We start from the raw sequence: 22610 nt of genomic DNA, 5'->3' as shown, positions 1-22610 counted from the left end.
CCCGCCGCTTTACACCTACATCCTCCCCCCCGCCCCCGGGGGCGGGGTTCCCCCCGCCGCGGCCGCGGGGGCGGCGCGCGGGGCGCGGCCCCGGTCGGCCGGTCAGCCCAGTCGGTCGGTCAGCCCGCCGCCAGCTCGCGGGCCCGGGCGCGGGCCCAGTCCTCCGCGTGCAGGACGTCCTCGACGGTCAGGGAAGTTCCCGCCGCAGCCGACCCGCCGTCGTGCTGTCCGTGCTCGGCCACGACCTTGGCAACAGTGTCCACGATTCCCGTGAAGGCGAGCCGGCCCTTCAGGAAGGCCTCCACGCACTCCTCGTTCGCCGCGTTGAACACCGCCGGCACCGTGCCGCCCAGCGAACCCACCTCGCGGGCCAGCTCGACCGCCGGGAACGCGTCGTTGTCCAGCGGGAAGAACTCCCAGGTCGCGGCCTTGGTCCAGTCGCAGCCCGGCGCGGCGTCCGGCACCCGGTCCGGCCAGCCCAGGCCCAGCGCGATCGGCATCCGCATGTCCGGCGGGCTGGCCTGCGCCAGCGTCGAACCGTCGGTGAACTCCACCATCGAGTGCACCACCGACTGCGGATGGACGACGACCTCGATCCGCTCGAACGGCACGTCGTACAGCAGGTGCGCCTCGATCACCTCCAGGCCCTTGTTGACCAGGGTGGCCGAGTTGATCGTGACGACCGGGCCCATCGCCCAGGTCGGGTGCGCCAGCGCGTCCTGCGGGGTCACCCCGGCCAGCTGCTCCCGGGTCCGGGTGCGGAACGGCCCGCCGCTCGCCGTCACCACCAGCTTGCGGACCTCGGCCCGGGTGCCGCCGGCCAGCGCCTGGAACAGCGCCGCGTGCTCGGAGTCCACCGGCACGATCTGGCCCGGCTTCGCCACCGCCTTCACCAGCGGACCGCCGACGATCAGCGACTCCTTGTTCGCCAGCACCAGCACCCGGCCCGCCTTCAGGGCGGCCAGCGTCGGCCGCAGCCCGATCGACCCGGTGATGCCGTTCAGCACCGAGTGGCACTCCATCGCGGCCAGCTCGGTCGCCGCGTCCGGCCCCACCAGCACGGCCGGCAGCGCACGGCCCGCCGCCTTCGCCGCCAGCGCCTCGCGCAGCGCCGGCTCCGCCGCCGGGTCGGCGACGGCCACGGTGTGCACGCCCAGCTCCAGCGCCTGCTCGGCGAGCAGCTCCACCCGGCCGCCGGCCGCCGACAGGGCGACCACCCGGAACCGGTCCGGGTTGCGGAGCACCACGTCGATGGCCTGGGTGCCGATCGACCCGGTGGAACCGAGGATCACCAGCTCCCGGGGGCCGGACGGGTCCTGCACGGTGGGCGTGAAACGCAGCTGCGGGTGGGCGAGCGAAGTCATGCGCCCATTGTGTCCTGCCCGGCGCCCTCCTCGTGCCCGCCCCGGGGCGTCCGCCCCGCAGCACGCTCCGCACGACGGGGACGCGCGCCGCGGCTACCGTCGGAGCCATGCGTACCGTCATCGCCGGGGGCCACGGACAGATCGCGCTCGCCCTCGAACGGCTGCTCGCCGCCCGCGGCGACCGCCCGGCCGGGATCATCCGCCGCCCCGAACAGGCCCAGGACCTCGTGGCCGCCGGCGCCGAGCCGCTGCTGCTCGACCTGGAGGCCGCCACCGCCCCGCAGCTCGCCGCCCTGCTCGACGGCGCCGACGCCGTGGTCTTCGCCGCCGGCGCCGGACCGGGCAGCGGCGCCGAGCGCAAGAACACCGTCGACCGCGACGCCGCCGTGCTGCTCGCCGACGCGGCCGAACTCGCCGGCGTCCGCCGCTACCTCATGGTCTCCTCCATGGGCGCCGACGCCCACGCCCACCACCCCGCCGACGAGGTCTTCGAGACCTACCTGCGCGCCAAGGGCGCCGCCGACGACGCCGTCCGGGCCCGCACCACCCTCGACTGGACGGTGCTGCGCCCCGGCCGGCTCACCGACGGCCCCGGCACCGGCCTGGTCCGGCTCGCCCCCGGAACCGGGCGCGGCGCGGTGGACCGGGCCGACGTGGCCGCCGTCCTCGCTCACAGGACTGGCAGGACTGACACGGCTTACACGGCTTACAGGTCGAGGCCCGTCAGGACCATGACCTTCTCGACGGTGTAGTCGTCCATCGCGTACTTGACGCCCTCGCGGCCGACGCCCGAGTCCTTGACGCCGCCGTACGGCATCTGGTCGGCACGGTAGGACGGCGCGTCGCCGATGATGACACCGCCGACCTCCAGCTCCCGGTGGGCGCGGAAGGCGGTCTGCAGGTCGTGCGTGAAGACGCCCGCCTGCAGGCCGAACGGCGAGTCGTTGACGGCGGCGAACGCCTCGTCGGTGCCGTCCACCCGGTGCAGCGACATGACCGGGCCGAACACCTCGGCCTCGGCCAGGATCGCGTCGCCCGGCAGGTCCGCCAGCACGGTCGGGGCGTAGGTCGCGCCCTCGCGCGTCCCGCCGGTCAGCACCTTGGCGCCCTTGGCCACCGCGTCGTCCACCCAGGACTCCACGCGCTTCGCGGCGTTCTCGTCCACCAGCGGGCCGACGTCCGTCGCGTCCTCGTTCGGGTCGCCGGTGACCTGGGCCCGCACCTTGGCGACGACCTTCTCCACCAGCGCGTCGTACACCGACGCGTCGGCGATCACCCGCTGCACCGAGATGCAGGACTGGCCGCCCTGGTAGTTGGCGAACGTCGCGATCCGGGTCGCCGCCCAGTCCAGGTCGGCGTCCGAGGACCAGTCGGCGAGCACCACGGCCGCGGCGTTGCCGCCCAGCTCCAGGGTGCAGTGCTTGCGCGGCACCGAGTCCATGATCTGGTAGCCGACCTTGTCCGACCCGGTGAAGGAGATCACCGGCAGGCGCCCGTCCTGCACCAGCGCGGGCATGCGGTCGTTGGGCACCGTCAGGATGCTCCACGAACCGGCCGGCAGGTCGGTCTCGGCCAGGATCTCGCCCAGCACCATCGCCGACAGCGGGGTCGCAGGGGCAGGCTTCAGGATGATCGGGGCGCCGACCGCGATCGCCGGGGCGACCTTGTGGGCGACCAGGTTCAGCGGGAAGTTGAACGGGGCGATGCCGAGCACCACGCCGCGCGGGAAGCGGCGCACCAGCGCGAAGCGGCCCACGCCGCCCGGGTCGGTGTCCAGCCGCATCGTCTCGCCGTTGGTGCGGCGGGCCTCCTCGGCGGCCCAGCGGAAGACGGAGACGGCGCGGCCGACCTCGCCGCGGGCCCACTTGATCGGCTTGCCGTTCTCGGCGGTGATCAGCCGGGCGATCTCCTCGGTGCGCTCGGCCAGCCGCTTGGCCACGTGGTCCAGCGCGGCGGCGCGCACGTGCGCCGGGGTGGCGGCGAACACCGGCAGGGCCGCGACGGCGGCGTCCAGCGCCTCGTCGACCTGGGCCTCGGTCGGGACGCTCACCCGGCCGACCAGACGGCCGTCCCAGCTGTTGCGCACCTCGAAGTCGGCGTCACCGCTCGCCCGGCGGCCGGCGAGCCAGAAATCGTACGTGGTGGTCACCGTGGTACCGGCCCTCTCCTCGTCGTCGTCGGACCCACGAACATGAGCCCGAACCCGAGGGTAGGTGGGCGGACGCGACAACCGGATTGGCCGCCGAGGAGCGTTCGGCCCGGGGGGCACTCCATCCCGTCCAGACGTTCGACGCGGGCCCGGCGCCGCCGCCTCTTCGCCCGCTACTCCTCGCCCGCCGCCTCTTCGCCCGTCACTCCTCGCCGGAGCGCAGCGCCAGCCACAGCTCCATGCGGACGTCCGTATCGTCCAGCGAACGCCCGAGCAGCTCCTCGACCCGGCGCATCCGGTACCGCAGGGTGTGCCGGTGCACGCCCAGGTCGGCCGCCGCCGCGTCCCACTGCCCGTGCCGGGACAGCCACGCCCGCAGCGAGGCCACCAGGTCACCGCGGGCCGTCCGGTCGTGGTCGCGCAGCGGCCGCAACAGCCCCTCCGCGAACGCCGTCACCGCGTCCTCGCCCAGCAGCGGCAGCAGCGACCCCGCACCGACCTCCTCGTGGTCCACCGAGCGCCGGCCACCGCGCAGCGCCACCGCCAGCGCCCGCTCGGCCTGCGCGTGCGCCGTGCCCGCCTCCTCCAGCACGGCAGGCGCCGAGACGCCCAGCGACAGGCCCTCGTGCTCCTCGACGACACCCAGGCAGGCCCGGTGCACCGCGCCGTTGTCCAGCGCCAGCACCATCAGCCGCGGCCCGTGCGTCCCGTCCTCCCGCGCGACCAGCAGCTTCTCGCCCACCCGGGACCCCGCCTGCTCCGCCCGGTCCCCCAGCTCGACCAGCGCGTCCACGGCGTCCGCGTTCGGCCCGGCCCCGGCCACCAGGACCCGTATCGTCCCCTCCGGCAGCCCGCCGAACAGCCCCACCGCCACCTGCCGGGCCGTCGCCACCTCGCCCGCCAGCACCATCCGCAGCAGCGCCGCGCCCATCCGCTCCTCCGCCTGCCGCAGCTCGCGCGAGCGCTCCAGGGTGAGGGTCAGCAGCGCCACCGCCGCGTTCAGCACGTACCGCTCGGTCGGCGTGATCCGGTCCTCGGTCCCGACCGCCAGGAAGCCCCGGGCCCGCCGGTCCGCCCCCAGCGACTGGACCACCACGTAGTCCTCGTCCGCCGTGTCTATCCCCGGCGACCGCCCCTGCAGCGCCGCACTCGACGGCGCCGGACGCCGCCGCAGCCGGTCCACCTCCGCCGCCAGCCGCCCCGCCCGGCGCGCCGCCCAGTCCGGCGCCACCACCGACAGCGCGCCCGACCCGTCGTACAGCGCCGCCCAGCCCCCCAGCCGCGCCGCCAGCCGACGCACCACGGCCGTCGTCCCGTCCTTGCCGAGCGCGGCCCGGGTCAGCTCCTCCTGCGCCTCGAAGCTCGTCGTCACCGCCTCGTACTGCTCCGCGGCCAGCGCCGCCGACACCACCTTGCTGATCGCGATGAACGGCGTCGGCTCCGGCACCCGCAACAACGGCAGCCCGCGCTGCGCCGCCGCCTCCACCAGCGGCTGCGGCACCTCCGTGTGCGACAGCCCCACCCCCAGCCCGAGCCCCACCACCCCGGCATCGGCCAGCCGGTGCACGTACGCCTGCAACTGCGCGGCCGTGCGGCCCAGCTTGATCCCGGTGGTGAGCAGCAGCTCGCCACCCTCCAGGAAGGGCGTCGGGTCGTCCAGCTCACTGGTGTGCACCCAGCGGACCGGCCGCTCCAAGTGGTCCGCACCGGCGAGGACCGTCAGGTGGAGCGAACTGTTGCGGACGACGGAGGCGAGTGTGGGAGGCATGGCACCTTCGGGGGAACGACCCGACCGCGCCGTTGCGGCCGGGCGAGGAGAGGGCAGTGGATCTGGTGAGGGGCTCTCCCCTTCATTATGGACGCTCCGGACAACCGGCACTGCCGAATCCACCTCGGAGGCGACTTCTGCCGCCCGTCCGCCCTCGGTCCCGGCTTACCCCCGGCTCATCCCCGCCTCACCCTCGGAGGTCGACCAGGAGCGGCGGAACCTGCTCCCCCGACACCGCCGTCAACGACACCACCGCGTGCCCCGCCGGCAACGCGTGCGCCAGATCCGACGGCGACCACCGCAACCGCTCCACATCCCGCGTCGTCACCGACTCCGTCTGCGCCGTCGTCCCCGACAACGCCTTCCGCCCCAACCGCCCGGCCCGCCGCACCACCCCACCGGAGGTGTCGGGGGTGTGCGTCACCGCCGTCTCCTGCACCAGGTGCGTCCCCCAGGCCTCCGAGAACAACCGGCCGTCCCAGGGCGCGATCCCCGGGAACGCCATCCGGCAACCGACCGCGCCGAACAGCGGCGCGCGCAGGGCCTCCGGCAGGTCCACCAGCGTCCGCAGCATCAGCACCGCACCCGCGTTCGCCCCCCGCATCCGCTGTACCCCGCGCACGGTCGCCGCGTCCAGCGCCGCCGAGGCGTCGTCCACGACGAGACCTGCGAACAGCGAACGGTCGTCCCGCGCGCCTGCCGCCTGCACGAACTGGCCCACCACCAGCCGGGACAGCATCCGGGCCGCCTCCGGGTGGCTCCGCTCGGGCAGCTTCACCCGCACCCGGAGCGGGTGGTCGAGCACCCGCATCGCGAACGGCGGGCGACCGGTGCCGTCCGTCGCGAAGGCGCCCTCGAAGGCCGGCCGGTCCAGCAGCGCCAGCCGGTCCGCCAGCAGCGCCCCGGGATCGTCCGCCCGGCCGCGCTGGCGCTCGCGGTGCTCCAGGTCCCGCTCGTACGCGGCCAGCCGGCCCGCCACGCCGAGCGCCTTCACCAGCGCCGCCAGGGCATCCGCCTCGCCGCCCAGAAGCGCCCGCAGCTCGCGGACCCCCGGGTACCGGCGGTGCGCGGCGTGGAACGGACCCACCACCTGCTGGAGCGCCGTCCGGGCGCTCTCGGCGCGGGCCGTCAGCTCGTCCGGCAGCAGCGCCTCGGCCAGCCGGGCCGCCGCCTCGTCCGGATCCTGCGCGGCGCCGTACAGGTCGAGGCCGTAAACGGACGACGGGTCACCGGGCGCGATCACCACGTCGTACCAGCCGTCCGGCCCCAGGTCCGCGTCCGACGCCCCGATCACCACCGCGCACGCCGTCCCGGCGAGCGCCTGCAGGCACAACGCCTCCGCCACCGGGCGGGCCAGCCGCGCGGTCTTCCCGGTCCCGGCAGGGCCCACCGCCAGCAACGAGGTGCCGAGCACCGCCGGATCCAGCGCGAACCCCGCCGCACGATGCGACAGCGGGTTCTTCGGAACGTCCTGCGTGACGCCCAAGCACACCTGACGGAGCAGCAGGTCGTGCCGCTCGGCGCGGCCGGGCAGCTCGCGCACCTCCGACGGATGGGCGAACGCCGCGGCACCGCGGGCGACCACCTGCTCCACGAACGCCGGGACGAACACCGGATCGGCCTGCGCCGACTCCCACGCCTGCTGAATGCGCACGTAATCGACGTCGCCGACCGCCTCGCCCTCCAGACGCCCCGCCGCTGCAGCCGCCCCGCCCTCCCGCAGCCCGGCCCACGGATCCACCCGCCGCGCAGCCTCCACGGCGACCCGGTTCTCCTCGGCCCGCTCCTCCTGCGTCACCGTCCGCGACAGCAACGGCGCTGCGTAGCGCCGCCACACCTCGGGCCAACGGCCCATCCGGCCGAAGACCTTGATGACGATGGCGATGACCAGCACGTTCAGGGTCAACACGACCGACGTCGCGACGAAGGCCGACTGCGAAGGAAGGACACCGATCCAGGTCGTCCCGACGGTAGCGAAATCGACTCCGTAGACGTACGCCAGCCACCCCACCACCACGTTGAGCCCCGCCCGCAGCAGCAGTGGCCAGGCCGCCACGGTCGCCGCCTCCGCCCGTTCCGGGTCGATCCGGCGGTAGCCCAGCCGGTAGATGCCCGGTTCGGCGGACGGGCGCGGGGCGGAGGCCCAGGTGGGGAGGTCGAAGGCGGGGGTGGCGGCGGGACGGCTGCCGGGGCGCTGGTGGGGCATGGGGGGTGGGGGTGTGGTGGTGCGGTCGCCGTGGTGGTGTGCCCCGTCCTGTGCCATGTGTACGGCCCCGCTCCCTCGCCCGCCCGGCCCGACCGCCGTCGGTGCCGCCATACCCATGCCGCCGTACCGGCGACACGCCCGCGCTCAATGTAGTGGAGCGGGGCCTGCGGGTAGTCGTGCCACCCGCGCTGGCCGTGCCGGACAAGTCGGACGGCGCAGTGCTACCGAGTGGCGCATGCCCGGTCCCCGGGGGCGGCCGTAGCCTGCGAAGCACCGAGCCTAGAAGTCTGGAGAACCCCATGAGCGCCGCAACGCCGCTCCCGCAGGAGCGCCGCCTGGTCACCGCGATCCCCGGTCCGAAGTCGCAGGAGCTGCAGGCCCGCAAGCTGGGCGCGGTGGCCGCGGGTGTCGGCACGACCCTGCCGGTGTACGTGTCCCGCGCCAACGGCGGCGTGCTGGAGGACGTGGACGGCAACTCGCTGATCGACTTCGGTTCCGGCATCGCCGTGACCAATGTCGGCAACAGCGCCGAGGCCGTGGTGGCGAAGGCGAGCGAGCAGCTGGCCGCGTTCACGCACACCTGTTTCATGGTGACCCCGTACGAGGGCTACGTGGCGGTCGCCGAGCAGCTGAACGAGCTGACCCCGGGCGACCACGACAAGCGCACCGCGCTGTTCAACTCGGGCGCCGAGGCGGTCGAGAACGCGGTGAAGATCGCCCGCGCCTACACCAAGCGCACCGCCGTCGTGGTGTTCGACCACGGCTACCACGGCCGCACCAACCTCACCATGGGCCTGACGGCGAAGAACATGCCGTACAAGCAGGGCTTCGGCCCGTTCGCCCCGGAGATCTACCGCGTGCCGGTGGCCTACCCGTACCGCTGGCTGACCGGCGCGGAGAACTGCGCCGCCGAGGCCGCCGCGCAGGCGATCGACGTGATCAACAAGCAGATCGGCGCGGAGAACGTCGCCGCGATCATCATCGAGCCGATCCAGGGCGAGGGCGGCTTCATCGAGCCGGCCAAGGGCTTCCTGCCGGCGATCGTGGAGTACGCGAAGGCGAACGGCATCGTGTTCGTCGCCGACGAGATCCAGACCGGCTTCTGCCGCACCGGCCAGTGGTTCGCGTGCGAGGACGAGGGCGTCGTCCCGGACCTGATCACCACCGCGAAGGGCATCGCCGGCGGTCTGCCGCTGGCCGCGGTGACCGGTCGCGCCGAGATCATGGACGCCGCGCACGCGGGTGGCCTGGGCGGCACCTACGGCGGCAACCCGGTGGCCTGCGCCGCCGCGCTGGGCGCCATCGAGACCATGAAGGAGCAGGACCTCAACGGCAAGGCGCAGCGGATCGGCGAGGTCATGCTGGGCCGCCTGCGGGCGATGCAGGAGAAGTACGACATCATCGGCGAGGTCCGCGGCCGCGGCGCCATGGTCGCCATCGAGCTGGTGAAGGCGGGCGGCAAGGAGCCGAACGCCGAGGCCACCGCGGCGATCGCCAAGGCCTGCCACGCCGAGGGCCTGGTGGTGCTGACCGCCGGCACCTACGGCAACGTGCTGCGCTTCCTGCCGCCGCTGGTCATTCCGGAGCACCTCCTGAACGAGGGCCTGGACATCCTGGAGGGCGCGTTCGCCGGCGTCTGACGCGGTGAGCGCCCCACCGGGCGACGTACCCCCGCCGGAGGGTTGTCCGGACAGCGCTGAACGGCCCGCGGGGACCTGCACCAGGTCTCCGCGGGCCGTTCGGTTTCCGCATGGCGGCGCCCCGGATGAGGCTTCCTCATGGAGAAGCGCGGACCGGTCGTTCACAGGGTCGAAGGGTTGCCCGGTGGGCGGTGAAGATGATGTGCGGAATCACTGAAGGCGCTCGGCGTGGAAGGACCGTTGACGTAGTGTCATCGCAGATGGACAGCGAGCCCCAGCCATTGGCGGAGCCGTCCGCGGAGCCGCCGTTCGAGGCGGGTCCGCACCCGGACGACCGCGAGGACAACCAGGCCGCCCCGCACGGGACGGCGCATACCGAAGGCCGATCGACCGACCGTCCGACCCACACCCCCCGGGGCGCACGGAACGGCGATCATCCAAGCCGCCCCGGAGCTCTCCCCCCTGCTCCGGGGCGGCTGTTCGGCGTCCTGGGCCGGGCGGCGGCCTCACCGCTGGTGCCGCTCGTCGCGGTGGTCCTGCTGGTGCTGGTGTCGTGGCAGGTGGCGGCGGACGGGCCGGTGCTCGGGCTGGACAGGTGGGTCGAGCACGGTGTCGCGACGGCCCATCACGCCCTGGACAGCCCGTTCCTGAACCGCGTCGGCCACGGCCTGGCGGACCTGGGCAGCACCGTGCCCGCGATCCCGGCCCTGTTGGCCGGGGGCGGGCTCGCCGCGTGGCGCTCGCACCAGGCGGGGAAGGACCGCTGGTGGCTGCCGCTGCCGGTGGCGGCGCTCACGGCGGGGCTGATCCCGCTGCTGGTGGTCCCGGCCAAGGCCGCGTTCGCCCGGCCGGGTCCGCTCGGCGGTCCGCTGCTGCCGGGCCAGTGGGGCTGGTACCCGTCGGGGCACACCGCCACGGCGACGCTGTCGTACGGGGTCGCGGTGCTGCTGCTCGCCCGGACGACCGGGGTGCGCGTCGCGCGCGGGCTGCGGGCGGCGGCGGTGCTGCTGGCGGCCGGGGTCGGCGCGGGGCTGGTGTGGAGCGACTTCCACTGGGCGCTGGACGTGCTGGCCAGCTGGTGCCTGGCGGTCCTGGTGCTGTGGGCGCTCGCCCGCCGGCTGCCCCGGCCCGGGCCGGCGGATCCGGCCTAGACGTCCTTCGGGTCCTCGTCGTTGCGGTGGACGAGGCCGGCCTCGCCGTTGTCGCGGTGCCACTCGACGACGAGTTCGTCGCGCGCACCGAACCGGACGAGGTGGCGGCCGACGACGTCCTCCAGGCCGGGGAGGTTCTCGCGCTCGCCCTCGACGACGAGCAGCAGGGCGTCCGGCTGCGCCTCCAGGGTGGCGGTGCCGGCGCCGAAGGTCAGGGTGCCGCGGCCGGTCTCCTCGGAGAAGGCGGCCTCGATCTTGCGGCCCATGTGGGCGGCGAGTTGCTTGGCGTAGCGGGCGGGGCGGTCGGTGGCGACGCGGGCTTCGGAGCGGGGCACGGGCCCTCCAGGTTCAGAGGAGGGCACTTAGGGCACCCTCACTTGCAGCTACGCTAACCCAGATACTGAGTTTGGCTCAACATATTTCCGGGAGGGTCGTCCGCACGCGCCCGGAACGCCCGTCCGCCGCCGGTCGCGGGCCGCGGACCGGCCGATACGCTTGGGCGGACGCCTGCCGAGGAGACCGCCCATGACCACCACGCCGACCGACGACCCGGCGCACTCCTCCCCCACTCCCCCGACGGGACCGGCAGGCCCGGCCGGCCCGGCGGACACCGCCGCCGAGCTGGCGGACGCGATGACCCGGGCGATCAAGCGGATCCGGCGCCACACCAGCGAGCGGCTGGAGCCCTACGGCATCACCCCCGGCCAGGCCCGGGCGCTGCGCACGCTCGCGCACGCGCCCGGCTGCGAGGTGCCGGACCGCGCGATGCGGCTGAGCGACCTCGCCGACCGGCTGCACATCGCCCCGCGCTCGGCCACCACGGTGGTGGACGCCCTGGAGGAGGCCGGCCTGGTCGAGCGCAGCCCGGACCCGGCCGACCGGCGGGCCGTGCGGATCCTGCTGACCGAGGCGGGCCGCGCCGCGGTCGAGCGGATCGGGCTGGTCCGGCACGAGGTGGCGCAGGAGTACTTCGGCGAGGTCAGCCCGGCCGACCAGGACGCGGTGCTGCGCGTGCTGCGCGCCGCCGAGACGCGGTACGCGGGCCGCTGATCCGCCCCCGGACACCGCCTAGTTGGCGAAGCCGATCACCAGCCACATGAAGCCCACCCCGGCGAGCGTGCAGAGCAGGGTGTTGCGGGACGGGTGCGGGCTGTGGGCCTCCGGGAGGATGTCGGAGGTCGCCAGGTAGAGCAGGAAGCCGGAGAAGAAGCCCAGGTAGAGGCCGAGCAGGTGCTCGGGGATGGTGAAGGCGAGCGTGATCGCGGCGCCCGAGACCGGGGCGATCGCGTCCGCCGCGAGCAGGGTCAGCGCGCGGCGCCGGTTGTTCCCGTAGAGCCGGGTGATCGTGTACGTGTTGAAGCCGTCGGCGAAGTCGTGCGCGACGACGGCGATGGCGACGACCGTGCCGACCGTGGTGCCGGCCTGGAAGGCGGCGCCGATCGCGAAGCCGTCCATCACGCTGTGCCCGACGAGGGCCAGGGCGGCGCTCAGGCCGATGCCCTGGCGCCCGGACGGCTGGGGGTCCCCGTGCGCGTGGTGGTGGCCGTGGGTGTGCTCGGCGTACTCGCCCTCGTGGCCGCGGTGGATGGCGACCGCGCGCTCGACCACGTGGATGGCGAGGAAGCCGCCGGCGAACATCAGCAATGCCTGCGGCACGCCGTGCACCTCGCCGGGGGCCTGGCGCAGGGCCTCGGGCAGCAGGTCGAAGACGACGACGCCGAGCATCAGTCCGGCCGCGAAGCCGAGTACCAGGTGGCGCCGGTCACCGGTGCGCTGGGCGACGAAGCCGCCGATCAGCGTCATCAGGAACGCGCCGGCGGCGACGAGGACGGCGGTCACCGGGCGGCCTCCGCCCGTGCCGGTCCGTCAAGTGGTCTGCGGGCCGCTCTGCCCATCCGTCTCCCCCAGGGTTGCGCCCGACATCGGGTCGACCGCCGACCGTACCGGACGGGCGAGCGGCGGCTCTCGCCCGGGGTGCCCGGCCCGGCCGGGGCTCGTTCCCCAGCCTCGGGCCGGGGGTGGCGGCACGCCCGCCGGAGGGGCCGTCGGGGTGAGCCCGCGGGGACGAACGGGCTGGTGGGGGGGTGGAGGGGCGGGCCCGGGGCCGGTCAGCGACCGGTGGCGAGCGGCAGCCCGAGGTGGGTCATGGCGAGTTCGCGGACGCCGTCGCCGTCGACCAGGTGGATGTGACGGTGGCTCTCCTCGGCGGTCAGGTCGAGGGCCTCGTCGGTGAAGCGGCCGGTGGTCAGCCGCAGGCCGCGCTCGGCGGACTCCTCGCCGACGGCCTCGGCGAGCGTGCGGATCTCCTCCGCCGCGACCTCCGCGGCGCCGCGGGAGGCCCAGACGACCCAGCGGCCCGGCAGCGCGCTGCCGGGGGCGCCCTCGCCGGTCGCGACCAGCCCGGCCGGGCCGCGCAGCCGCACGCTCCACTCGGCCAGGCCGCCGCGGGTGAGCAGGTCGCGGACCAGCTGGGCGAACTCGTTGGCGGACAGGTCGGGCGCGGCCGGCACGGTGGCACCGGCCAGCGCGGCGGGCTCGACGCCCACCCTCGCGTAGGGGTCCGGGGTGACGGCGGCGCCGAGCTGGCGCAGCCGCACCAGCGCCTCGTCCTGCTCGGCGTCGGCGTAGACGCCCTCGCCGTCGCGCTCCTCGTAGGGGGCGGCGGCCGGGAGCAGCCTGGTGCGGGCCAGCGCGTCGCGGTCGGCGTCCACGCTGACCAGGCAGAGCGGTCCGGCTCCGCCGGGCTCGCGCAGCCAGCCGTTGAGGACGACGCCCTCGAGTATCTCCTCGGTGTCGACGGCGTCGGCCGCCTGGAGGGCGCGCAGGGCGAGCCGGGCGACCAGCCGCAGGTAGTCGGTGGCCCGGTCGGCCGGCGGGCGCGGGACCGGGTGGATGTCGCCGTCGGGGGCGAGCCGGTAACCGGTCAGGGAGGGGACCAGGTCGAGCGGCGGCAGGTCGAGGTCCAGCACCGCGGTGCGGGTGAGCGGTCGGAAGACCGCCCGGCAGGGGGCGGGCAGGTCCTGGGTGGCGGTCTCGGCGGCGGCGAGGGCCCGCTCCAGCAGCGACTCCACCGCGGCGGGCTCGGCCAGCCGGTAGGCCCGGCGGCACTCCTCCAGGCTCTCGTTGTACTCGCGCACCGCGCGGGCCCGGGCCGCCTCGGCCTCCTCGTGGACCCGCCGGGACTCGTCGGCGGCCGGGTCGCCGGCCTCGGCCCGGCGGGTGCGCCACTGCCGCAGGGCGCGCTGGTGGGTCAGCCGGGCCTGGGCCAGCTCGCGCTGGTAGCCGGAGTCGAGCAGGCGGCGGGTCGGCGCGGCGTCGGGGTCGGCGGTGGGCGGTTCGGCGGGGGCGAAGTCCTCCCAGCGGGGCTCGGGCTCGGTGGCGTCCGGGCCGGCGGCCGGGTAGGGGCGGGGCTCGTAGTGGCGCAGCTGGCTCTCGAAGTCCATGGCCGAGACGGGCAGCGCGGCCCGCCGGAGCAGGTCGGCCAGGCGGTCGTGCTCGGCCTGGACGGTGAGGGTGCGGTGGTGGGTGAGGGCGGCGGCGCGGCCGTGGGCGGCGACCGACTCCTCGTCGGCGGACGGGCCGTCACCGGGAGTCTGCCGGCCGCCGGTGGTGCCGGTGCTGCTGCCGGCGGTGCCGGTCGCGCCGTCGCCGTCGGCGGGCCCGGCCGGTTCCCCGGGCGCGGTCGGGTCGGAGCCCGGGTCCACGCCGAGGTCGCGGAAGACCGAGGCGAGGAAACCCGGCTGGGGGAACCGGGTGGTGGCGGCGCCTTCGGACTGGCCGTCTGCTGAGTACTGCATCGGTCGTCGTTCCCCCATGCTCGTCGGCGCCTGCGCGGGGCGACCGGCGACCCCGCGGCCCGCCCCTGCGGACATTGTCCACCGAACGGGCGCGGGTGGTCAGCCAAGCCTCTCAGTTGGTCCGGGTGTTGGTCAGGTGGAGACCGATGTAGCCGACATAGATCCGGCCACTGCCCGAGCAGTCGTCGAGGTAGTGCAGCCGGGGTGCGGTGCGCCCGCCGCCGATCCGCAGGTGCGCGCCCATGAACGCGCGCCGGGAGGCGTCGACGCACTCCGGCACCGGCAGCATCCGCTCGCGCTTCCACTTGGTGTGGCTGTGCACCGTCCGGGACTCGCCGCGGACCGCCTTGCGGGGCGGGAAGCGGTGGCAGCCGTCCGGTGTGTGCTCGCACCACTGCTTGAAGTCGCCGCCGGCCTCACCGCGGACGGCCGCCTCGGCGTACTCCTGGAGGGCCGTCAGCCCGTCCCAGGCGAGGCGGGCCCAGCCGGCACCGGCGCACTGGAGCTCGTCCAGGGCGAGCGCGGACTTCTGGTCCCCGGTGAAGGTGAGCAGCGGGAACTCGCCCAGCCGGGACAGGAGTTCGGTGAAGGTGTCCGGGTTGTCGTCCGGCCCCGCGACCGGATCCGGCAGGACCGTGGTGCGCGGGACCCCGGGCGCGCCGACGAACGGGCCTGCGAGCGTGCCGACGACCGGGCCGACGACCGGAGCGGTGGACGGAGCGCAGAGGCGGCCGGGCGCGGCGTGCGCTCTGCCCGGCCGGGTGCGGCGTGCGCGACGCAGCGTGCGCCGTACGCGCTCCAACTCGTCCGCCCTGGCCTGCTGTTCGGCGCGATCCTGCTGCTCCTCGCGGGCGAGCGCGGCCAGCTCGGCGCGGGCGGCGACCGGGTCGGCGCAGGACGCGGCGTCCGGGCGGGGCTGCGACGGGGGGATCCGCAGCACCGGGACGGCCGCGAGCACGGGCGGCAGCGGCAGTTCGGCGGCGAGCCGGCGCGGCTCCCGGGCGAGCAGGCCGGCGGCGCGGCGGACGTCCTGCTCTATTCGGCCCCGGGCGAGCACCGGGTGCCGGGCGCCGTCGTACCGGGAGGCCGGGTCGACCTCGGGCAGGTAGGTGCGGACGGCGCCACCGTAGACGGTGTGGTACTCCAGCGCGACGTTGAACCCGGTGCGCGCCCCCGGATCCAGGACGTAGGCCGTGGCGAGGCCGGGCAGCTGCTGGCAGAGCGGACGGACGACGGACTCCGTCCACCCGTCGACCGGGACGTTGACCGGGACGCTGGCGACGACCGTGGGCAGCCGGCGCTCCGGGTCGCACAGCTCGTCGATCAGGTCGTCGACCTCGGCGGCGGTGATCACCCGGGGCGCGAGCTGGACGGCGGCCGGACCGTCGGTGGCGTCCAGCAGCGGCAGCAGGCTGCGGGCGAGCTCGGGCACCGGCACCCGGCACGGCGTCCGCAGGCCGCTGCCGGTGGTGTGCGTCTCGGCCTCCAGCCGGACCCAGGTCGGGCCCGCGGCGGCCGTCGCGATGGTCAGGGTGAGCTGCTGCGTCCCGTGGGGGGCCGGGGTGCGCAGGCGGCGGCGCGAGTAGTGGCCGGTGGCGGGGCTGCCGCGCAGCGGGCCGTGGTCGCGGTCGAGCAGGACGCGGTCGCCCAGGCGGAGGCGCTCGACCTGCGGGCCCGCGGGGGAATCCGCGTTGGAGGGGCCCGTGACGGGCGGGTCCACGGCGTACGGGCTCGCTTCGAGCGGGCTCGCTGCGGGCGGGGGGTCCTCGCAGCCTTCCCGCTTCAGCCAGTCGGCCAGCTGCTGGTCGGCCAGCGAGACGGCGTCGGCGTGCGGGAGCGTCGTGGTGACGGTCATCCGGTAGGGCGTCGCGGGGCCCCTGGGGCCGGGTAGGTCGGCTCGGGCGGGCGACGGGGAGCGATCCGAGGTCATGCGCATACCTCCGTGGTGCGGTGGTGGGGTCTGGTGTCCTCCATCGATGGTTTTCGTCCGGTTCGGCCGGATCCTTGCCCAGGAAACGCCATGGCCCGGAGCGGAAGTTCCAACTCCGGGCCACGTGAATACGTTCGAGTGAATCTGTTCAAGGCAAGACCGGCGTGGCGCGTCCCCATGGGCTACGTTGGCCGACTGCGCCCGTGCGTGGCGACGGAAGGCCTCGGGGCGTCGCGGGAGGCCGCAGGGGCCTGCGGCGGGGCGGGGGCGGCAGCGGGCGCAGCGCCGCAGGGGCTAGACCGGCACCTCGACGTACGTGCGGCCGGCCGCGACCGCCACCGCGGTACCGCCGGTCGCCTCGGCCAGCCAGGCGTGGAAGGCCCGCACCTCCGGCTCCGGCACGCCGACCTCGATCCGCACCCCCGCCGCCTCGTAGGCGAGGTCGCTCACGGTGTACCCGGCCGCCCGCAGGTCGTTCTCCACCCGCCCGGCCCGCACGTGGTCCGCCGTCACGGCCAGCAGCGCCACCGGCCGCCGCTCCAGCAGCCCGACCGCGTCCACCGCCTCCGACACCGCGTTCCCGTACGCCCGGACGAGCCCGCCCGCGCCGAGCTTGATCCCCCCGAAGTACCTGGTCACCACGGCCACCGTGTCGGTCAGCCCGCGGCGGCGCAGCACCTCCAGCATCGGCACGCCGGCCGTGCCGCCCGGCTCGCCGTCGTCGCTGGAGCGCTCGCGGCGCTGCTCGTCGCCGACCACGAAGGCGGTGCAGTTGTGCCGCGCGTCCCAGTACTGCTTGCGGACGCCCGCGATGTACGCCTGCGCCTGCTCCTCGTCGGTGACCCGGGCGAGGTGGCAGATGAACCGGGACTTCTTGATCTCGATCTCGTGGCTGCCGGCCTGCCGGATGGTGAGGTACGGCCTGGGGGTCGGCTCCGGCGTGGCGGACATGGCGCGGTGGTTCTCCCGGAAGACGGCGAAGGCTGGCGGCGCACGCCCCCGGCGTGCGGGGCGGCACCGCCAGCCTAGTCGGCCGCGGGGATCGGACGGGCGGCGGTCAGCGGCCGGCGAGGGCGTCCAGCTGGGCGCGGTCCAGGCCGGTCAGGGCGGTGACCTCGGCCGGGTCGACCGCACCGCAGTCCAGGCCGCGCAGCACGTAGCCGCTGAGCGCGCGGGCGGTGGCCGGCTCGTCCATCACGTCGCCGCCCGCCTTCGCGACGTAGGCGGCGAGCCGCGCGGAGGCGGCCTCCAGGCCCTCCCGGTAGAAGGCGTACACGGCGGCGTACCGGGTCGGCAGGTGCGCCGGGTGCATGTCCCAGCCCTGGTAGTACGCGCGGGCCAGCGAGCGGCGGACGAGGCCGTGGTGGAGCTTCCAGGCGGCGTGGACCTGCTCGGTGGAGCCGGTCGGGATGACGTTGGTCGAGCCGTCGGAGAGCCGGACCCCGGTGCCGGCCGCGGCCACCTGCATGACGGCCTTGGCGTGGTCGGCCACCGGGTGGTCCATGCTCTGGTAGGCCGCGCTGACGCCGCAGGAGGCGCTGTAGTCGAACGTGCCGTAGTGCAGGCCGGTGGCGCGGCCCTCGGCGGCCTCGATCATCAGGGCGACGGTGGCCCGGCCGTCCGGGCCGAGGATCGCCTGGGTGGTCTCGATCTGGATCTCGAAGCCGATCCGGCCGGCCGGCAGCCCGGCGCGCCGCTCGAAGTCCTCCAGCAGCCGCACCAGCGCGGTCACCTGCGCGGCGTAGGTCACCTTCGGCAGGGTGAGGACCAGGCCGTCCGGGAGCCCGCCCCCGGCGAGCAGGGTGGCCAGGAACAGCTCCAGGGTGCGGATGCCGCGCGCGCGGACCGGCGCCTCCATGCACTTGATCCGGATGCCGATGTACGGCGGGGCGCTGCCGTCCGCCACGGCGGCCGCGACGAGTTCGGCGGCGCGGACGGCGGCGGCGTCCTCCTCGGCGTCCGGGCGGGGGCCGTAGCCGTCCTCGAAGTCGATCCGCAGGTCCTCGATCGGCTCGCGCTCCAGCTTGGCGCGGACGCGGGCGTGCACGTCGGCGAGCAGGGCGCCGTCGGCGACGCCGAGGGCGCGGGCGAGCTCGGCCGGGGTGCCGGCGTGGGTGTCGAACGCTTCGAGGGCCTGGCGGCCCCACGAGCGGACGGTGTCGGCGGCGAAGGCGTCGGCCGGGACGTAGACGGTGTGCACCGGCTGCCTGGTCCCGGAGTCGCCCGGGTAGCGGCGCGCCAGGTCGGCGTCGACCGGGGCCAGCAGCGCCTCCACGGCGTCGAGGGCGGCGGCGGAGAAGGAGGCCCCGCTCGTCGACCCGCTACCGTCGACCTCGACCTGCGACATCCGTACTCCTCCGTGCCGAACCAGCGCTTCAACAGATTGTTGAGGCGAAGGTAACTCCGGCCGGGTCGGGCGTCAATGGCCGACCGAGCGGTGGACGCGGGGTCGCGGCGGTGTCCGGCCGCGGATCACCCGGTCAGTCCCTCCCGGCGGCGGCGTAGCGGTCGCGCAGCTGCGGGTAGAGCTCGGCGACGTCCTTGGGGTGCACCGAGCCGTCCGGGCGGTTGCCGGTCAGGCCGTACTCCCTGGTCAGCCAGTCGGCGAGGCGCTGCGGGTCGGGGTGGTGCTCGAAGGTGTCGATGTACGAGACCAGCGCCTCGAAGGCCAGCTCCGGGTCGAGCCGGGCCGGAGCGGGACGCGGGCCGGCGGCCTCGACGGGGGCCAGCTCCTCGGCGCGCACGGCGGGCTCGGCCTGGACGTGCGCGGCCTGGACGAGTTCGGCTAGTACGGGCTCGGCTTGTACGGGCTCCTGGGCGGGTGCGGGGTCCTGCCCCTGCTGCACCGGGTGCTGGGTCCCGGCCTGGGCCTGGGGCTTCGGCGCGGCCCCGGGCGCCGACTCCTCGTCCAGCGGGCGCGGGGGCTTGAACCACGGGGAGGCCTGGCCGGGCACGCGGCTGCCCGGGCTGGCGTCGGCCTGGTGGCCGCCGGTGGTGCGGACCGGCCGTGCCGTCCACACGTTGAGCTCCTCGCGCAGCGGCTGCGGGGCCACCTCCTCCGTGCCCTCCGGCTCCTGGGCCGCGCGCAGACGGACGGCGGCCAGCTTGGCGAGCATCGGCGCGGCCACCTCGGCCGACATCGGCGGGACGGCCGCCGGGACCTCCTGCGGCTGAGCTTGGGGCTGCGGCTGAGCCTCGGGACCGGGCTGTTGAATCTGCTGGGCCTGCTGGGCCTGCTGGGCCTGCTGAGACGGATGCGGCTGGGCCTGGCGCTGCTGGGGCTGCTGGGGCTGGGGCTGCAGGGGAACCTCCAGACCGGCCGGGGCGATGGCCGCGGCGGCGCGCTGCTCCTGCGGCTGGAGCTCCAGGGCCTCCTTCGCCTCGCGCTCGCGGGCCTCGTCGTCCAGCCGGTCGAGCAGCGACGGGTCCAGCGGCACGCCGTACTTGGCGAGCTTCAGCGGCAGGAGCGCCTGGATCGGAGCCGACCGGCGCCAGCCGCGCCCGTACCGGAAGCGCAGCTGCGCCCGGTAGACCAGCCGGTTCTGCTCCAGCCGGACGACCTCGTCGTACGAGCGCAGCTCCCACAGCTTCATCCGCCGCCAGAGCCGGAAGGTCGGCACCGGGGAGAGCAGCCAGCGCATCATCCGCACCGACTCCATGTGCCGGTCCGCGGTGATCGCCGCGATCCGGCCCACCGCGTGCCGGGAGGCCTCGACGACCACGACGAACAGCACCGGGATGACGGCGTGCATCCCCATGCCGAGCGGATCGCCCCACGAGGCGGCGGCGTTGAAGGCGATGGTCGCGACGGTCAGCACCCAGGCGGTCTGCCGCAGCAGCGGGAAGGGTATCCGCAGCCAGGTCAGGACCAGGTCGAGCGCCAGGAGGACGACGATGCCGGCGTCGACGCCGATCGGGAAGGCGTAGGAGAAGGCACCGAAGCCCTTCTCGGAGGCCAGTTCCCGCACCGCGTTGTACGACCCCGCGAAGCCGATGCCCGAGATGATGCAGGCCCCGGCCGCGACGATGCCGAGCAGGCCCCGGTGGGCCTTGGTGAGCGTTGGGCGTGCCATGACGTCTATCAACCCCTGGATTTCGGCTGCTGCCGTGCGCTGCCTCGCTGCCGGTTCCCGCTGGTCGGGGGGCGCCGGACGGCTGACCTACCTCCGGGGCTCGGCCCACCGGAGTTTACTCGTACGCGCGTTTCAGCGTTTCCACAGGCCGGAGCGTCACAGGGGAGGGCGCGCCCGGACCGCCCCGGGACCGGGCGGAGCGTCAGGCCGTCCGCCCGGCGGTGCCGTTGAGGTAGGCCAGGACCGCGAGGACGCGGCGGTTGGCGTCCTCGTCCGGGGCGAGTTCGAGCTTGGTGAAGATGTTGGCGATGTGCTTGGCCACCGCGCCGTCGCTCACCGTCAGCCGGGCGGCGATGGCCGAGTTCGAACAGCCCTCCGCCATCAGCTCCAGCACCTCGCGCTCGCGCGGCGACAGCCGCAGCAGCGGCCCCGGACGACGGGCCGTGGTCTGCATCAGCTTCGCGATGACGTCCGGGTCCATCGCCGTGCCGCCGGCCGCCACCCGGCGGACCGCGTCGATGAACTGGTCGGCGTTGAAGACCCGGTCCTTCAGGAGGTACCCGATCCCGCCCGTGCCGTCGGCCAACAGCTCCCTCGCGTACAGCTGCTGGACGTGCTGCGACAGCACCAGGACCGGGAGTCCCGTGATCTCCCGGCGGGCCTGCAGCGCCGCCTGCAAGCCCTCGTCCGTCAGCGTCGGTGGCAGCCGGACGTCGACCACGGCCACGTCCGGCCGATGCGTCAGCAACGCCTCCAGGAGCTCGGGCCCGGTCTCGACGGCGGCGGCGATGGTGAAGCCGTGCGCTTCCAGCAGCCGGATCAGGCCTTCGCGAAGGAGGTAGAGGTCCTCGGCGAGGACAACTCGCACGGCAGCTCCAAGGTGATGGTGGTCGGACCGCCGGACGTACTGTCGATGGCGAGGACACCGTCGAAGGTACCCAATCGACGTTCGATGCCGCGCAGGCCCGTCCCCTTCGCCGGCTCCGCCACGCCGACCCCGTCGTCCGTCACCGTGACCCGCAGCGAGCCGGCCCGGTAGAGGATGTCCACCCAGACCTGCTCCGCGTGCGAGTGCTTGGCCGCGTTGGCCAGCAGCTCGCAGATGCTGAAGTAGGCAGCAGCCTCCACCGGGGCGGGCAGCCGGTCCGGCACGCTCACGCACACCTCCGTCGGCAGCGCGCTGTCCAGCGCCAACGCCCGGACGGCGTCGCCCAGTCCGCGCTCGGCTAGGACCGGCGGGTGGATGCCGCGGACGAGGTCCCGGAGCTCCTGCAGCGCCCGGGCCGAGGACTGCCGCGCCTCCGACAGCAGCTCGCGGGCGGCCGTCGGGTCCGTGTCCATCAGGTGCTCGATGGTGCCGAGCGTCATCCCGATCGCGACCAGCCGCGCCTGCGCGCCGTCGTGCAGGTCCCGCTCGATCCGCCGCAGCTCGGCCGCCTGATCGCCGACCGCGTCCGCCCGGGTCTCGGTCAACTCGGCCACCCGCTTGGTCAGCTGGGCGTGCGTGGCCCGGCCGTCCTGGTCCAGCACCCGCCGCGCCAGCTCGGCGTGGAGGCGCACCGCGAACGGCGCCAGCAGCACCGCGAGCGCCACCATGCCCAGCCCGAGCCCGAAGTTCACCACCAGCGACAACTGGACCGGACGCACCAACCCGATGCCCTCGTAGGACCTCGGACCCGAGATCACATAGGCCGTACTGAAGAGGATGAGACCGACCAGCGGACCCGCCAGGGCCAGTACCGCCAGCGGATTCACCACCAGCCAGGCCATCTCGCCGCGGGTGGTCCGGTCCCGGAAGCCCCAGTGCAGCAGCTGCGCGTACTTCGCGACCGTCCGGGAGCGGTGGTACGAGTAGCCCGTCCACCAGTGCCCGCGCTCGTCCGGCTCCAGCGCCGGCATCGGCTCATAGACGGCCGGCAGACGTATGCCGTGCCAGCGCTCCAGCTGCCTGCGCGTGCGGTTCGCCGTGGGGCGGACGAAGAGCGCGGCCACCGTGCCGCCGGCGAGGGCCGCGGCCACCAGGGCGAACAGCGCAACCGGGTAGTAGTACGCCATCACCTGGGCCGTCACGACGCCGGCCAGCACGGCCGCCAGCACGGGCAGGGCGAACCCCGGCACCGCACCCAGCACCAGGAGGCCCAGCCGAGCCAGCCCCTGGCCACCCGACTCCAGGGCCGCCTGCGCCTGAACGCGCACACCCGCGCCGCTCGTTCGACTCGTTGTTGTCACGGAAGCTCCTGATGCCGGTCTCGATCGTCCACCATCAGTGTTCACGAAGCGGACGCCACCGACACTGGCCGTGACACCCCAATTCCGGGGTGGACCTAGCACCACCTGCAGGTGGATGCACCACGAGGGGATCCCCGGGACCGACCGGAAAAGTCCCCGGAAATGCGAAAAGCCCCTGATCCGAATGGATCAGGGGCTTTTCAGAAGAATTGTTCGGCGGCGTCCTACTCTCCCACAGGGTCCCCCCTGCAGTACCATCGGCGCTGTGAGGCTTAGCTTCCGGGTTCGGAATGTAACCGGGCG

17 protein-coding genes and 1 rRNA gene are annotated in these 22610 nt (G+C 74.8%); 4 read left to right on the top strand and 14 right to left on the bottom strand.

The window, feature by feature from the left end; genetic code table 11:
• Positions 1-119: 119 nt before the first annotated feature.
• On the bottom strand, positions 120-1364 hold the full coding sequence (dxr, locus tag ACFV4G_RS31100) for a 1-deoxy-D-xylulose-5-phosphate reductoisomerase (protein ID WP_380445453.1): 1245 nt from the start codon (positions 1362-1364) through the stop codon (positions 120-122).
• A gap of 107 nt (positions 1365-1471) precedes the next feature.
• On the opposite strand from dxr, the gene ACFV4G_RS31095 reads away from it, so the two are divergent.
• Positions 1472-2116: an NAD(P)-binding oxidoreductase gene (locus ACFV4G_RS31095; RefSeq protein ID WP_380445452.1), complete on the top strand. Its 645-nt coding sequence runs from the start codon at positions 1472-1474 to the stop codon at positions 2114-2116.
• Here ACFV4G_RS31095 and ACFV4G_RS31090 read toward each other — a convergent pair.
• The 3 genes from ACFV4G_RS31090 to ACFV4G_RS31080 form a co-directional block, all read right to left on the bottom strand.
• Positions 2071-3513, bottom strand: coding sequence for an aldehyde dehydrogenase family protein (locus ACFV4G_RS31090; protein WP_380445451.1), 1443 nt, complete (start codon positions 3511-3513; stop codon positions 2071-2073). The two genes, ACFV4G_RS31095 and ACFV4G_RS31090, sit on opposite strands and share 46 nt — an antisense overlap.
• Before the next feature lie 202 nt (positions 3514-3715).
• Positions 3716-5281, bottom strand: coding sequence for a PucR family transcriptional regulator (locus ACFV4G_RS31085; protein ID WP_380445450.1), 1566 nt, complete (start codon positions 5279-5281; stop codon positions 3716-3718).
• A gap of 187 nt (positions 5282-5468) precedes the next feature.
• Positions 5469-7487, bottom strand: coding sequence for an ATP-binding protein (locus ACFV4G_RS31080; protein ID WP_380445449.1), 2019 nt, complete (start codon positions 7485-7487; stop codon positions 5469-5471).
• Positions 7488-7786: 299 nt separating this feature from the next.
• On the opposite strand from ACFV4G_RS31080, the gene gabT reads away from it, so the two are divergent.
• Together gabT and ACFV4G_RS31070 are read left to right on the top strand one after the other, a co-directional pair.
• Positions 7787-9127, top strand: a complete 1341-nt coding sequence (gene gabT, locus ACFV4G_RS31075; RefSeq protein WP_380445448.1) for a 4-aminobutyrate--2-oxoglutarate transaminase — start codon at positions 7787-7789, stop codon at positions 9125-9127.
• 260 nt (positions 9128-9387) lie between these two features.
• Positions 9388-10278 carry a phosphatase PAP2 family protein gene (locus ACFV4G_RS31070; protein WP_380445447.1) on the top strand — a complete coding sequence of 297 codons (891 nt, stop codon included), beginning with the start codon at positions 9388-9390 and terminating at the stop codon, positions 10276-10278.
• Here the strand turns inward: ACFV4G_RS31070 and ACFV4G_RS31065 are convergent.
• The gene (locus tag ACFV4G_RS31065; RefSeq protein WP_380445446.1) at positions 10275-10613 is read right to left on the bottom strand and encodes a DUF2218 domain-containing protein; all 339 of its coding nucleotides are present in this window, start codon (positions 10611-10613) and stop codon (positions 10275-10277) included. The genes ACFV4G_RS31070 and ACFV4G_RS31065 overlap by 4 nt on opposite strands.
• A gap of 190 nt (positions 10614-10803) precedes the next feature.
• Between ACFV4G_RS31065 and ACFV4G_RS31060 the strand changes: the two genes are divergently transcribed.
• Entirely contained in the window at positions 10804-11328 is a 525-nt protein-coding gene (locus ACFV4G_RS31060) for a MarR family winged helix-turn-helix transcriptional regulator (RefSeq protein ID WP_380445445.1), read from the top strand.
• A gap of 18 nt (positions 11329-11346) precedes the next feature.
• Here ACFV4G_RS31060 and ACFV4G_RS31055 read toward each other — a convergent pair whose 3' ends face one another.
• The 9 genes from ACFV4G_RS31055 to rrf form a co-directional block, all read right to left on the bottom strand.
• The gene (locus ACFV4G_RS31055; RefSeq protein WP_380445466.1) at positions 11347-12081 is read right to left on the bottom strand and encodes a ZIP family metal transporter; all 735 of its coding nucleotides are present in this window, start codon (positions 12079-12081) and stop codon (positions 11347-11349) included.
• A gap of 305 nt (positions 12082-12386) precedes the next feature.
• Complete coding sequence (locus ACFV4G_RS31050) at positions 12387-14075, bottom strand: restriction endonuclease (RefSeq protein WP_380445444.1); 1689 nt, start codon at positions 14073-14075, stop codon at positions 12387-12389.
• Positions 14076-14187: 112 nt separating this feature from the next.
• The gene (locus tag ACFV4G_RS31045; protein ID WP_380445443.1) at positions 14188-15930 is read right to left on the bottom strand and encodes a hypothetical protein; all 1743 of its coding nucleotides are present in this window, start codon (positions 15928-15930) and stop codon (positions 14188-14190) included.
• A gap of 369 nt (positions 15931-16299) precedes the next feature.
• Entirely contained in the window at positions 16300-16956 is a 657-nt protein-coding gene (locus ACFV4G_RS31040) for a YigZ family protein (RefSeq protein ID WP_380445442.1), read from the bottom strand.
• A 106-nt stretch (positions 16957-17062) separates the two neighbouring features.
• Positions 17063-18352 (bottom strand): DUF6986 family protein, encoded by a 1290-nt coding sequence (locus ACFV4G_RS31035; RefSeq protein ID WP_380445441.1) that lies wholly within the window; start codon positions 18350-18352, stop codon positions 17063-17065.
• Between the two features lie 133 nt (positions 18353-18485).
• Positions 18486-20078, bottom strand: coding sequence for a DUF2637 domain-containing protein (locus ACFV4G_RS31030; RefSeq protein WP_380445440.1), 1593 nt, complete (start codon positions 20076-20078; stop codon positions 18486-18488).
• Positions 20079-20280: 202 nt separating this feature from the next.
• Complete coding sequence (locus ACFV4G_RS31025) at positions 20281-20946, bottom strand: LuxR C-terminal-related transcriptional regulator (RefSeq protein ID WP_380445439.1); 666 nt, start codon at positions 20944-20946, stop codon at positions 20281-20283.
• Complete coding sequence (locus tag ACFV4G_RS31020) at positions 20898-22274, bottom strand: histidine kinase (protein WP_380445438.1); 1377 nt, start codon at positions 22272-22274, stop codon at positions 20898-20900. The genes ACFV4G_RS31025 and ACFV4G_RS31020 overlap by 49 nt, the downstream gene beginning before the upstream one ends.
• 244 nt (positions 22275-22518) lie before the next feature.
• A 5S ribosomal RNA gene (gene rrf, locus ACFV4G_RS31015) occupies positions 22519-22610 on the bottom strand; the annotation flags it as partial.

Origin of the sequence: Kitasatospora sp. NPDC059747 (genome assembly GCF_042732955.1) — a bacterium.
GTDB lineage: Bacteria > Actinomycetota > Actinomycetes > Streptomycetales > Streptomycetaceae > Kitasatospora.
The sequence above is the reverse complement of the archived record's forward strand: the minus strand, read 5'-3'. Positions and strand labels throughout refer to the sequence as shown.